This window comes from Streptomyces sp. NBC_01232 (assembly GCF_035989885.1).
In the GTDB taxonomy this organism is placed as follows: Bacteria; Actinomycetota; Actinomycetes; order Streptomycetales; family Streptomycetaceae; genus Streptomyces.
The window spans coordinates 4,616,464-4,629,858 of sequence record NZ_CP108518.1 but is presented as its reverse complement, the minus strand read 5'-3'; the positions used below and the strand labels follow the sequence as shown (position 1 = coordinate 4,629,858).

At 72.6% G+C, this 13,395-nt stretch carries 6 protein-coding genes; all 6 read right to left on the bottom strand.

The features are described 5' to 3' along the window. Positions 1–141: 141 nt before the first annotated feature. The gene (locus OG444_RS21385; protein WP_327263695.1) at positions 142–1,353 is read right to left on the bottom strand and encodes a DNA polymerase III subunit delta'; all 1,212 of its coding nucleotides are present in this window, start codon (positions 1,351–1,353) and stop codon (positions 142–144) included. Between the two features lie 96 nt (positions 1,354–1,449). Further along, positions 1,450–4,773 carry a dTMP kinase gene (tmk, locus tag OG444_RS21380; RefSeq protein ID WP_327263694.1) on the bottom strand — a complete coding sequence of 1,108 codons (3,324 nt, stop codon included), beginning with the start codon at positions 4,771–4,773 and terminating at the stop codon, positions 1,450–1,452. 259 nt (positions 4,774–5,032) lie between these two features. Continuing rightward, entirely contained in the window at positions 5,033–7,855 is a 2,823-nt protein-coding gene (topA, locus tag OG444_RS21375; RefSeq protein ID WP_327263693.1) for a type I DNA topoisomerase, read from the bottom strand. Between the two features lie 613 nt (positions 7,856–8,468). Then, complete coding sequence (locus OG444_RS21370) at positions 8,469–9,983, bottom strand: DUF7059 domain-containing protein (protein ID WP_327263692.1); 1,515 nt, start codon at positions 9,981–9,983, stop codon at positions 8,469–8,471. 140 nt (positions 9,984–10,123) lie between these two features. Then, positions 10,124–10,690 carry a small secreted protein gene (locus OG444_RS21365; RefSeq protein ID WP_327263691.1) on the bottom strand — a complete coding sequence of 189 codons (567 nt, stop codon included), beginning with the start codon at positions 10,688–10,690 and terminating at the stop codon, positions 10,124–10,126. A 164-nt stretch (positions 10,691–10,854) separates the two neighbouring features. Continuing rightward, on the bottom strand, positions 10,855–13,257 hold the full coding sequence (locus tag OG444_RS21360; protein ID WP_327263690.1) for a sodium-translocating pyrophosphatase: 2,403 nt from the start codon (positions 13,255–13,257) through the stop codon (positions 10,855–10,857). Positions 13,258–13,395: the final 138 nt, after the last annotated feature.

The following is a 13,395-nucleotide window of genomic DNA, read 5'->3' as shown; positions in this document are numbered from 1 at the left end:
GGCCGCGCGCCTTCCGTGGCCCGCGCCGGGCAGGGCGCGGACCGGGCGCTGCCGGGCCCGGCGGCGGGACCGCCCGTACGGGTGAACCCGTCAACCGGATGTGGACCGCCGACGCACCGCTGCGCCCGTGCAGGCCTGCGGTCAGCCCGCCCGCAGCGACATCGTCATCGCCTCGACCGCGAGGAGCGGGGCGACGTTGCGGTCGAGGGCGTCCCGGCAGGCGATGATCGCCTCGATCCGGCGCAGGGTCCGCTCGGGGCCCGAGGCGCGGGCGATGCGGTCCAGGTCGTGCCGTATTTCCTCATTGGCGATGGCCACGGACGAGCCGAGCTGCAAGGCCAGCACGTCCCGGTAGAAGCCGGTGAGGTCGGTCAGCGCCAGGTCGAGGGTGTCGCGCTGGGTACGGGTGCGGCGGCGCTTCTGCCGGTCCTCCAGCTCCTTCATCACGCCCGCCGTGCCGCGCGGCATCCGGCTGCCGGCACCCGCTCCGGCGCCGAGCGCGGCGCGCAGCTCCTCGGTCTCCTTGGTGTCGACCTCCTCCGCGACCTGCTTGGCGTCCTCCGCGGCGGCGTCGACCAGCTCCTGCGCGGCCTTGAGGCAGGCGCCCACGTCGTCGACGCGCAGCGGGAGCTTCAGAACCGTCGCCCTGCGCTCCCGGGCCCCCTCGTCGGTGGCCAGCCGACGGGCGCGGTCGACGTGCCCCTGGGTGACCCTGGCAGCGGCCAGGGCCAGCGTCGGCTCGATCCCGTCCCGCCGCACCAGCATGTCGGCGACGGCGGCGACCGAGGGGCTGCTGAGGTTGAGGTGGCGGCAGCGCGAGCGGATGGTGGGCAGCACGTCCTCCACGGAGGGCGAGCACAGCAGCCAGACCGTGCGGGGCGCGGGCTCCTCCACAGCCTTGAGGACCGCGTTGGCGGACTTCTCGTTCAGCCGCTCCGCGTCCTCGACCAGGATGACCTGCCAGCGGCCCGTGGCCGGGGACGTGTAGGACTTGCGGACGGTGTCCCGCATGTCGGCGACGAGGATCTGGCTGCCGACCGCGACGACGGTGGAGACGTCCGCGTGCGTGCCGACCAGCGTGGTGTGGCAGCCGTCGCAGAACCCGCAGCCCGGCTCCCCGCCCAGCGCGCGGTCCGGGCTGGTGCACTGCAGGGCGGCCGCGAAGGCCCGGGCGGCGGTGGCCCGCCCGGATCCGGGCGGGCCGGTGAACAGCCAGGCGTGGGTCATCTTGGACGCCGCGGGCGGCGCGGTCCCGTCCGTGTTGGCCGTGACCAGCGCGTCGGCGTCGCGGGCGGCGGCGGCCAGCTGCGTCCGGACCCTCTCCTGTCCCACCAGGTCGTCCCATACGGGCATCCCGCCCACCACCTTTCACTCTCCGTGCACCCATTGTGGCGGGCGCCACCGACAATCCGGTCCCGCCACCGGGTCCCGGCCCGGTCCTGCCCGCGGTCAGCGGCGGCGGCGCGTTCCGCGGTCGCCCTCGTCGCCGTCCTCGTCGTCCCGGTGGCGGCCCAGCAGTTCGTCCGCCAGGGTCGGCAGATCGTCCAGCGGGGTCTCCTCGGCCCAGTCCGGGCGCGAACGGCGCGGGCGGCCCTCGTCGTCCACGACGGGGAGCTCACGCGTCCGGTCGTTGCCGGAGTCCCGGAAGATGCCCGACGGCACCCGGTCGGCCGGGTTCTCCTCCGGGCGCTGGGCCGTCGGCCTCGTGGCGGACCGGGGCCTGCCAGTGCCACCGGCCTGCGGGGACTGCGGGGCCGGGGCGGCCGGGCGTACGGGCGGCAGGACCGCCGTCTCGTCCGTCCCGCGGACCGGCGGCAGCACCGTGGTCTCCTCGGCGGACGCCGGGTCGACCTTCGGCACCGGCACGGTCTGGGTGACGTCGTCCGGCTGGACGACCCGCTTGACCGGCTTGGCCGGCTTGACCATCGGTGTCTCCACCGTCAGCGCGTCGTCCGGGTGCGGCTCCGGCTCTGCCTGCCGCGCCGGCTCCGGTGCCTGCTCCGGCTGCTTGGTCATGCCGACCTTGGGCGCGGGCGCAGGGGCCGGAGCAGGGGCGGGTGCAGGGGCAGGAGCGGGCGCAGGAGCAGGAGCGGGCGCAGGGGCCGGAGCAGCCGCGGGCGCAGGCCGGGGAGCCGACGCCGCCGCGACCGCCGCAGCCTCCGCGGCCGCCGCAGCAGCAACCGCCGCCGCCTTCGCCGCCGCCTCGGCCTCCACCAGCCGTCGCGCCTCCTCGGCCTTCAGCAGGGCCTCCTCGGCCCGGCGCTGCTTCTCCAGGCGCCGTTCCTCGGCCTCGGCCCGCAGCCTGGCCTCCTCCTCGGCCTGCCGCCGCAGCCGCTCGGCCTCCGCCGCGCGCGCCTTCTCCTCGGCCTCCAGACGCAGCCGCTCGGCCTCGGCCCGTGCCCGGGCCTCCTCCTCGGCGCGCAGCCGTTCCTCCTCCGCCCTGCGGGCGGCCTCCGCCTCGGCCCTGATCCGCGCTTCCTCGGCCTCGCGGGCTCTGCGGGCCTCCTCCTCGGCGCGCAGCCGCGCTTCCTCCGCCTTGCGCGCCGCCTCTTCCTCGGCCCTGCGCCGGGCCTCCTCCTCGGCGAGGCGCCGTGCCTCGACCTGGGCTGCCACCTCGGCCTCCGAGAGCGGCAGCATCCGGTCCAGGCGGTGCCGTACGACCGTGGTCACCGACTCCGGGTCCTGGCCCGCATCGACCACGAGGTAGCGCCCGGGGTCGGACGCGGCCAGGGTCAGGAATCCGGACCGCACGCGCTGGTGGAACTCCGCCGGCTCCGACTCCAGCCGGTCCGGTGCCTCCGTGAACCGCTCGCGCGCCGCCTCCGGCGACACGTCGAGCAACACGGTCAGGTTCGGGACGAGTCCGTCGGTGGCCCAGCGCGAGATGCGGGCGATCTCCGTCGGCGAAAGGTCGCGCCCGGCGCCCTGGTAGGCCACCGAGGAGTCGATGTAGCGGTCCGAGATGACGACGGCGCCGCGCTCCAGGGCCGGGCGCACCACGGTGTCCACGTGTTCCGCGCGGTCGGCGGCGTACAGCAGTGCCTCGGCGCGGTTCGACAGGCCGGCCGAGGAGATGTCGAGCAGGATCGAGCGGAGCCGCTTCCCGACGGGGGTCGCTCCGGGCTCGCGGGTCACCACTACTTCGTGGCCCTTGCTCCGTATCCAGTCGGCCAGCGCCTCGACCTGGGTGGACTTGCCGGCTCCGTCGCCGCCCTCCAGGGCGATGAAGAACCCGGTGGCGGACGCCGCCTGCACGGGCTCGCCGCCGCGCAGCGCCTCACGCAGGTCCCGCCGCAGGGGGACGCCCCGGCGGTCGTCGGCCTTCGTCAGCACGATCACGGCGACCGGCAGCAGCAGGGCGCCGACCAGCATCAGGGTGAAGGCCGCGCCGCCGTGCGCGAAGACGACCTCTGCACCGGTCAGCCGGTGCGGGCCGATCGCCGCGGCCAGCACGGGGGCGAGGACGGCGCCGAGCGCCACGGCCACCCGTACGACGGCCTGGAGGTGCTCGGTGACCCTGGCCCGGCGGAACTCCTCGGTCTCCTGGTCCAGCAGGGTGTGGCCGGTGTTGGCGGCGACACCCGCGGCGAGGCCGGCGAGCAGCGACAGGAACAGCACGGTCGCCATGTCCGGGACGAGCCCGGTCAGCAGGAGAGCGAGCCCGGTGACCGCTATGGCCAGGGCCATCAGCCGACGGCGGGACAGTGCGGGCAGCACCTTGCCGGCCTGGGTGGCGCGGATACCCGCGGCGGTGCCGCCGACCAGCGCGAGGACGAACAGCGCGAAGGCGGCCGGGCCGCCGCCCAGGTCGAGGGCGTGCAGTACGGAAACGGCGACGGCGCTGGCGATCGCTCCGGCGACCGCCGCAGAGCTCAGGACGATGAGGGGGATGGCGCCCGTACGGCCCTTGTCGGGCCGGTCGCCCGCCTTGGGGGCCCGCAGGCCCTCCAGCGGGGAACGCGGACGCGGGGTCGCACCGCCGGGCAGCACCAGCGGCAGCAGCAGCGAGACCGAGGCCGCGAACAGCCCGGAGGCCACGTACGAGCCGAGCGCGGCCTGGTTCGCGGCGAACCAGTCCACGCCGAGGCCGAGCGCCTTGCCGACCAGGGTCGCGGCGAGCAGCGCGGCCGCGGCGGCGGGGAGCGCGGCGAAGGCCGTACGCAGGGTCAGCCGGCGCAGCGCGTCCAGGTGGTCCGGGAGCGGCCGTACGGTCGCCCCCTCCGGCGGCGGCGCGGGCAGCAGGGCGGGCGCCGCGCTCTCCTTGGCCAGGGTCCACAGCCGCTCGGCGGCGCCGGAGACGAACACGGTGGCCAGCAGCGCGGTCAGCGCGTGGGCCGGGACCCAGTCGAGCCACAGCGGGGCGACGACGAAGAGCCCGAGGCGGATCCCGTCCGCCCCGATCATGGTCCAGCGGCGGTCCAGCTTGCCGCCGGCGCCCAGCAGCCCGGCCAGCGGGCCGAGGAGGACCGCGCCGAAGAGCAGGGTGGCGAGGATCCGGACTCCGAAGACCGCGGCGACGGCGAGGGCCGCGCCGCGGAATCCACCGCCGAAGGCCCCTTCGGAGGCGGCGGCCTGAAGGGCCAGCAGCACCAGTACCAACAGGGCGAGGGCATCGCCGATGCCGCTCACCAACTGGGCGCTCCACAGCCGGCGCAGCCTGGGAGTGCGCAGCAGTGCGCGCACCGCACGCTCGCGGGAATCCGCGGCTAGGGCTTCGTCGTAGGTGGGGTTCGCCGGGGCGGTCACGACCGCCGGCTGCTCGGCTCGCGTCATCCGCCCAGCCTATCCGCTGCGCCTGGTGGGTGCGGAAGCCTGTGGACAAGGCCGGGTGTGACCCCGGACCCACCTTTCCGGGAGCGGCCGGCGCCGCCGTCGGCCTTTGCCCCGGGCCCCGCGGTTCAAACGCGGACGGGGCTCGACGCGGGGCTCAATACGAGGCTCGATGCGGCGGGGCGGACGCACGGGAGCCCCGCGCTGTGCGCGGGGCTCCCGGAGCGACGACTCAGTCCGCTCGTCTGCCGGTCTGCTTCGTCTACTCGTCCGCGGCCGGAACGGCGGCCGTCTTCTTGGCCGTCGCCTTCTTCGCCGTGGTCTTCTTCGCGGCCGTCGTGGTCTTCTTGGCCGCCGTCGTCTTCTTCGCGGCAGCGGCCTTCGTCGCCGTCGCCTTCTTCGCCGGGGCCTTCTTGGCGGGGGCCTTCTTCGCCACCTTCTTGGCCGGGCCCTTCGCCCGCTTCTCCGCGAGCAGCTCGTAGCCCCGCTCCGGCGTGATCGTCTCGACGTCGTCGTCCCGCCGCAGCGTCGCGTTCGTCTCGCCGTCCGTCACGTACGGACCGAAGCGGCCGTCCTTGACCACCACCGGCTTCTCGCTGACCGGGTCCGTGCCCAGCTCCTTCAGCGGCGGCTTGGCCGCGGCCCGGCCCCGCTGCTTGGGCTGCGCGTAGATCGCCAGGGCCTCGTCCAGCGTGATCGAGAAGAGCTGGTCCTCGGTCTCCAGCGACCGCGAGTCCGTGCCCTTCTTCAGGTACGGGCCGTAGCGGCCGTTCTGGGCCGTGATCTCCACGCCCTCCGCGTCCGCGCCGACCACGCGCGGCAGCGACATCAGCTTGAGCGCCTCGTCGAGGGTGACCGTGTCCAGGTTCATGGACTTGAAGAGCGAGGCCGTCCGCGGCTTGACCGCGTTCTTGCCCGTCTTCGGAGTGCCCTCGGGCAGGATCTCCGTCACGTACGGCCCGTAGCGACCGTCCTTGGCGACGATTTCGTTCCCGCTGACCGGGTCCTTGCCGAGCTCGAACTCGCCGCTCGGCTTGGCGAACAGCTCCTCCGCGTACTCGACCGTCAGCTCGTCCGGAGCCATGTCGTCCGGGACGTCGGCGCGCTGGTGGCCCTCGGCGTCCTTCTCGCCGCGCTCCACGTACGGCCCGTAGCGGCCGACGCGCAGCACGACGCCGTCGCCGACCGGGAAGGAGGAGATCTCCCGGGCGTCGATCGCGCCGAGGTCCGTGACCAGCTCCTTCAGACCGCCGAGGTGGTCCCCGTCGGCCGGCACGACCTCGGTCGCGTCCTCCGAGCCGAAGTAGAACCGCTTCAGCCACGGCACGGACTGGGCCTCGCCCCGCGCGATGCGGTCGAGGTCGTCCTCCATCTTCGCGGTGAAGTCGTAGTCGACGAGCCGGCCGAAGTGCGTCTCCAGCAGGTTGACCACGGCGAACGACAGGAAGGACGGCACGAGCGCCGTGCCCTTCTTGAAGACGTATCCGCGGTCGAGGATCGTGCCGATGATCGACGCGTACGTCGACGGACGGCCGATCTCGCGCTCTTCGAGCTCCTTGACCAGCGAGGCCTCGGTGTAGCGGGCCGGCGGCTTGGTCGAGTGCCCGTCCGCCGTGATCTCCTCGGCGGCGAGCGCGTCGCCCTCCGCGACCTGCGGCAGCCGCTTCTCGCGGTCGTCGAGCTCGGCGTTCGGGTCGTCCGCGCCCTCGACGTACGCCTTCATGAAGCCGTGGAAGGTGATCGTCTTGCCGGAGGCGGTGAACTCGGCGTCACGCCCGTTCGAGGCACGGCCGCCGATCTTCACGGTGACGCTGTTGCCGACTGCGTCCTTCATCTGGGAGGCGACGGTCCGCTTCCAGATCAGCTCGTACAGGCGGAACTGGTCGCCGGTCAGGCCGGTCTCCGCGGGGGTGCGGAAACGATCACCCGAAGGACGGATCGCCTCGTGCGCCTCCTGGGCGTTCTTGACCTTGCCGGCGTAGACGCGCGGCTTCTCCGGCAGGTAGTCGGCCCCGTAGAGCTGGGTGACCTGCGCCCGCGCCGCCGACACCGCGGTGTCGGACAGCGTGGTGGAGTCGGTACGCATATAGGTGATGAAGCCGTTCTCGTACAGCTTCTGCGCCACCTGCATCGTCGCCTTCGCACCGAAGCCCAGCTTGCGCGAGGCCTCCTGCTGGAGCGTCGTCGTACGGAAGGGGGCGTACGGGGAACGGCGGTACGGCTTGGACTCGACCGACCGGACGGCGAACGCGGTGTCGGCCAGCGCGGCGGCCAGAGCCCGGGCGCCTGACTCGTCGAGGTGCAGCACCTCGCTCTTGAGCTGCCCGTTCGAGCCGAAGTCGCGGCCCTGGGCGACGCGCTTGCCGTCGACCGTGTTCAGGCGGGCGACCAGCGAGGACGGGTCGGAGGCGTCACCGGCCCGGCCGGTGGAGAACGTGCCGGTCAGGTCCCAGTACTCGGCGGAGCGGAAGGCGATGCGCTCGCGCTCCCGCTCGACGACGAGACGGGTGGCCACCGACTGCACGCGGCCCGCCGACAGCTTCGGCATGACCTTCTTCCACAGGACCGGCGAGACCTCGTAGCCGTAGAGGCGGTCGAGGATACGGCGGGTCTCCTGGGCGTCGACCATGCGCTGGTTCAGCTCGCGCGGGTTGGCGACGGCGTCGCGGATCGCGTCCTTGGTGATCTCGTGGAAGACCATCCGGTGGACGGGAACCTTGGGCTTGAGGACTTCCTGCAGGTGCCACGCGATGGCTTCGCCCTCGCGGTCCTCATCGGTGGCGAGGAAGAGTTCGTCGGACTCGGCCAGCAGCTCCTTGAGCTTCCTGACCTGTGCCTTCTTGTCCGCGTTGACCACGTAGATCGGCGCGAAGTCGTGCTCGACGTCGACGCCGAGGCGGCGGACCTCGCCGGTGTACTTGTCGGGAACCTCGGCCGCGCCGCTGGGGAGGTCGCGGATGTGCCCGACGCTCGCCTCGACGACGTATCCGGGGCCGAGGTAGCCCTTGATCGTCTTCGCCTTGGCTGGGGACTCGACGATGACGAGTCGGCGGCCGCCCTTTGCGGTCTCGCTAGTCGGGGACAACTTGGCTCTTCTCTCCGGTCGGCACTCGGTCGCAGTACGGCGACGCTGCGGAGTGTGACGGTACAACCCGCCCCCGTGTCAAACGGCAGAAGCCCGCAACGGCCACTCGAACGGTAACCCGACAAGTGCCGTTTCTGCCGCCCGGATGCCGCGCCGGGGCGTTACCGATCACCGCGCAGGGTGGCCGGGGGGCCGTCTGGCCCCGTCTTCGCAGCCGGTCCCGGGCCCGGTCCGACCTCGTGTTTTCCCGGCGCGACCGGCTGCCGGATCCCGGTCCCGGCGGACCTCGCAATCCTGCGTGTCTCAGCCGCGCGGGGTGGGCCCCCGCGAGGGCCGGGGACACCAGCCGGCGAGCGGAACCTGCGCTGCGACCACGACGGGGCGCGCGCCCTCCGCCGCCGGCGTACGGCAAAGGAGAGCGCGCCCCCGTCCAGGCCTGAGGAGCGGCCACGAACAGCGGGAACACGGCCATGGCGAAGATCGCCGGACCGTTTTCCGCGCCGCTCCCCCTCACCTCCGGGCCGCCCTCGGGATCCCCCCGGATCCCTGTGCGCGGAAGCCTGACAGCCCCGGGGATACGGCGGGCGAACCCCGGGTTACATCCCGGTGCGCACTACGGCGCGGGGCGCGTCACAGGATCCAGGAAACCCTGCTCGACCAGCAGCCGGATGGCCTCCGGAGTGCGGTCCCGCAGCACGATCGGGTCCTCCTGCATCAGCTGGGCGATCGCGTCGAGGATCCGGCCCGCGCTCAGTGAGCCGTCACACACTCCGGCGAAGCCGGCGCCGACCGTGTCGACCTTCGTGGCGCGCCGCATTCCGCGGTTCTGCCGGAGCACGACGTGTTCCGGATCCTCCGCGCCGGGCGCGCCGACCTGCTCCTGGACCACTTCCTCGGCCAGGGCGAAATGGGCCTCGAGCAGGGCCGCGTCATCGTGCCGGCGCAGGTAGTCCTGGCGCGCGAAATGGGCCAGGACGGCCTCGCCGAGAGGCTGCTCCACGGTGTGCGGCCACTCCTCGACCACGATCGAGGGCTCGGCCGCGTCCGTCCGGCGCAAGGTGATCCACCCGAAGCCGACGGACTTGGTCCCGCGGGCCTCGAACTCGTCCAGCCAGTCCTCGTACCGCCGCGTGTACTCGGCGGGGTCGGTCCGGTGGTCGCCCGCGTCGCGCAGCCACAGCTCCGCGTACTGCGTCACGTCCTGCACGTCACGCTGCACGATCCAGGCGTCGCAGCCGCGCGGCACCCAGGAGCGGAGCCGGTCGTGCCAGTCCTCGCCCTCGACGTGCTGCCAGTTGCCGAGGAACTGCGCGTACCCGCCCGGGTTCAGCCGCGCGCCGGACTCCTGGACCAGGGTCCGGCACAGGTCGTCACCGCCCATTCCGCCGTCCCGGTACGTCAGCCGGGCGCCGGGCGAGATCACGAACGGCGGGTTCGACACGATCAGGTCGTACGTGGCCTCGCCGACCGGCTCGAAGAGCGACCCGGTGAGCAGCTCGGCCTCCGGGGCCCCGGACAGGGCCAGCGTCAGCCGGGTGAATTCCAGGGCCCTGGGGTTGACGTCGGTGGCGGTGACCCGGGTGGCGTGCCGGGAGGCGTGCAGCGCCTGGATTCCGGATCCGGTGCCGACGTCGAGGGCCGAGCCGACCGGGGTGCGGACGGTGATCCCGGCCAGGGTGGTGGAGGCGCCCCCGACGCCGAGGACCACGCCCTCCTCGCGGCTGCCGATCCCGCCGGCCCCGCCGACGGAGCAGCCCAGGTCGGAGACGATGAACCAGTCCTCGCCGTCCGGGCCGCCGTACGGGCGTACGTCGACGGTCGCGTGCACCTCGTCGCCCTCCAGCCGCAGCCAGCCGTCGGCCAGGGCCGCCTCGACGGGCAGCGCCTCCGCGGCGTGCACGTACGGCTCCGGCTGCTGCAGCAGGAACAGCCTGACCAGGCTCGCGAGCACCCCGTCGCCCGGGCCACGGGTGGCGCGCAGGGCGGGAACGGTCTCGCTGCGGGCCAGCGCGGCGTAGGCGGGGGCGCCGAGCAGGTCGAGCAGCCCGTCGGCGGTGAAACCGGCGTCGAGCAGGGCGGTGCGGAGCTCGGCGGCACGGTCGGGCGTGGGAAGGCTGGTGGTACTCACGCGTCCATTGTGTCCGCTGGGACCCGTCCTGCCGGTCACACCGGGCCCAGAAGCGCGAAAGGGCGGCCGCGGCCCCTCCCGGGACCCCGGCCGCCCTGGTCGGCGTACCGCGCGAAACGCGCCCGCGCGGGCCGTTCGCGCTAGTTGGCCGATCCGGATGCCGCCGCGACCTGGCAGCCCTTCTGGCTGTTGATCGACTTGTCCAGGCCGCCCGCGTGGAGCTGGTCGAGGACGCTCTGGCCGCCCTTCGTGACCTCCTGGAGGCCGCCGGCGACCTCCTTGAGACCGTCGGCGAACTTCGCCTTGTCCTGGGGGTCGAGGGCGTCCATCTTCGCCTTCAGATCGGCGTAGCCCTTGGAGGTCGACTCGAAGCCCTTGGCCGCCGCCTCCTGGGTCGCGGCGCCGTTCTTGAACGGCGGCACACCCGCCGACTGCAGGGCTGCGCCCATCGCCTTGTACGACTCGGTCATGGTCGCGAACGCCGCCGAGTCGGTCTTCTGGACCTCCTCGGGCTTGACGCTCTCCGAGGCCACCCGCTTGATCTCCGCGTTGGAGGCCTCGATCTTCTTGAGTTCGGGCTGCCACTGGTCACAGACCTTCTTGGCCCAGGCGCTGGCCTTCTGGTCGGTCTCGTCTCCGCCGCAGCCGGACAGGGCGAGCATCAGCACCGCACCGCCCGACAACGTGGTCGCAAGCTTCTTGTTCACCGGATTGGTCCCTTCGAAGGCTCTCGGCCCGGAAGATACACGCCCGCCCTCGGCGGACGCACAAAGGCGGACAGACGGCGCGTGAGTCCGCGCCGCCCGTCCGCCTTTCGGGCGTACCGGCCGGCCCTGCCCGGCCCTGCCCGTTCCGCTGGCCGTCCCTCGGGTCAGGAGACCGTCGCGGGGTCGGCCGACTGGGCCACCCGCTCGGCGGCTCCGCCCTCGGTCTCGTCGCCGACGGCGATGCCGCGGCGCTTGGAGATATAAACCGCGCCGATGATGACCCCGATCGCGAGGACCGCGACGACGGCCCGCACGGCCGGGCTGCTGTCCGCGCCGTAGCTGAACTGCACCACGGCGGGCGCGATCAGCAGCGCCACCAGGTTCATGACCTTGAGCAGCGGGTTGATCGCGGGACCGGCGGTGTCCTTGAACGGGTCGCCGACGGTGTCGCCGATCACGACCGCGGCGTGGGCCTCACTGCCCTTGCCGCCGTGGTGGCCGTCCTCGACGAGCTTCTTCGCGTTGTCCCACGCGCCTCCGGAGTTGGCGAGGAAGACCGCCATCAGGGTGCCCGTGCCGATGGCGCCGGCGAGGAAGGAGCCGAGGGCGCCCACACCGAGGGAGAAGCCCACGGCGATGGGGGTGAGCACGGCGAGCAGGCCGGGTGTGGCGAGCTCGCGCAGCGCGTCCTTGGTGCAGATGTCGACGACGCGCCCGTACTCGGGCTTCTCGGTGTAGTCCATGATCCCGGGGTGCTCGCGGAACTGCCGGCGCACCTCGTAGACGACGGCGCCCGCGGAGCGGGAGACGGCGTTGATGGCGAGGCCGGAGAACAGGAACACGACGGCCGCGCCCAGGATCAGCCCCACAAGGTTGTTGGGCTGTGCGATGTCCAGGCTGAGGTTCATCTCCCCGGCCTTGGCACCGACTTCCCTGACCGCGGTGGCGATCGCGTCGTTGTACGAGCCGAAGAGCGCGGCCGCGGCGAGCACGGCCGTGGCGATGGCGATGCCCTTGGTGATGGCCTTGGTGGTGTTGCCCACGGCGTCCAGGTCGGTGAGGACCTGCGCACCGGCGCCCTCGACGTCGCCGGACATCTCGGCGATGCCCTGGGCGTTGTCGGAGACGGGCCCGAAGGTGTCCATGGCGACGATGACGCCGACGGTGGTGAGCAGGCCGGTGCCGGCCAGGGCCACCGCGAAGAGGGCGAGCAGGATCGACGTTCCGCCGAGCAGGAACGCGCCGTAGACGCCGAGGCCGATGAGCAGGGCCGTGTAGACGGCGGACTCCAGGCCGACCGAGATGCCGGCGAGGACGACGGTGGCCGCTCCCGTCAGGGAGGACTTGCCGATGTCCCGGACGGGGCGCCGGTTGGTCTCGGTGAAGTAGCCGGTCAGCTGCTGGATGAGGGCCGCGAGCACGATGCCGATGGCGACGGCGACGACGGCCAGGATGCGCGGGTCACCGGAGTGGTTGGTGATCGCCGGGTTGTCGACGCCGACGAGTTCCTTGTAGGTGGCCGGCAGGTAGGCGTAGACGGCGATCGTGACCATCACCAGGGAGATCACGGCGGAGATGAAGAAGCCGCGGTTGATGGCCGTCATGCCGCTGCGGTCGGAGCGGCGCGGGGAGACCGCGAAGATGCCGATCATCGCGGTGACGACGCCGATCGCGGGAACGATCAGCGGGAAGGCGAGGCCCAGGTCGCCGAAGGCGGCCTTGCCGAGGATCAGCGCGGCCACGAGCGTGACGGCGTAGGACTCGAAGAGGTCGGCCGCCATTCCGGCGCAGTCTCCGACGTTGTCGCCCACGTTGTCGGCGATGGTCGCGGCATTGCGCGGGTCGTCCTCCGGAATGCCCTGCTCGACCTTGCCGACCAGGTCGGCGCCGACGTCGGCGGCCTTGGTGAAGATTCCGCCGCCCACGCGCATGAACATCGCGATCAGGGCGGCGCCGAGGCCGAAGCCCTCCAGGACCTTGGGGGCGTCGGCGGCGTAGACCAGGACGACGCACGAGGCTCCGAAGAGACCGAGACCGACGGTGAACATGCCGACCACGCCACCTGTGCGGAAGGCGATCTTCATCGCCTTGTGGGAGACGTCGGTCAGGTCCTTGGCGGGCTCCCCCTCGGCCGGTGTGGCCTCGCGGGCGGCCGCGGCGACGCGGACGTTGGCGCGGACCGCGAGGCGCATGCCGATGTATCCGGTGGCGGCCGAGAAGAGGGCGCCGACGAGGAAGAAGGCGGAACGCCCGCCCCGCTGGGCCCAGTCGTCGGCGGGGAGCAGGAAGAGCAGGAAGAAGACCACGACGGCGAAGATGCCGAGGGTGCGCAGCTGCCGGCCGAGGTAGGCGTTGGCGCCTTCCTGAACGGCCGCGGCGATCTCCTTCATGCTGTCGGTTCCCTCGTCGGCGGCGAGGACCTGACGGACCAGGATCTGCGCGACGACGAGTGCGGCCAGTGCGACGGCCGCAATGATGATCACGATGAGCCGATTGTCATCGGTGAGTACTGCGGATGCCAGATCTGTGGTGCGATCCGGCGCGTTAGGGGTGAAGAGCCCCGTCATTCGTCCTCCTTGACGTGATGAGCTCAAGATGTGGACGGATTGTAGGGAGCGCGCCCCGATCAAAACAGTGCGCAGGAAACGCAATTGGCGTGCTCTTGCTCCTCAGCAATAGATCGCGTCACTCCATTACCCTCGAAA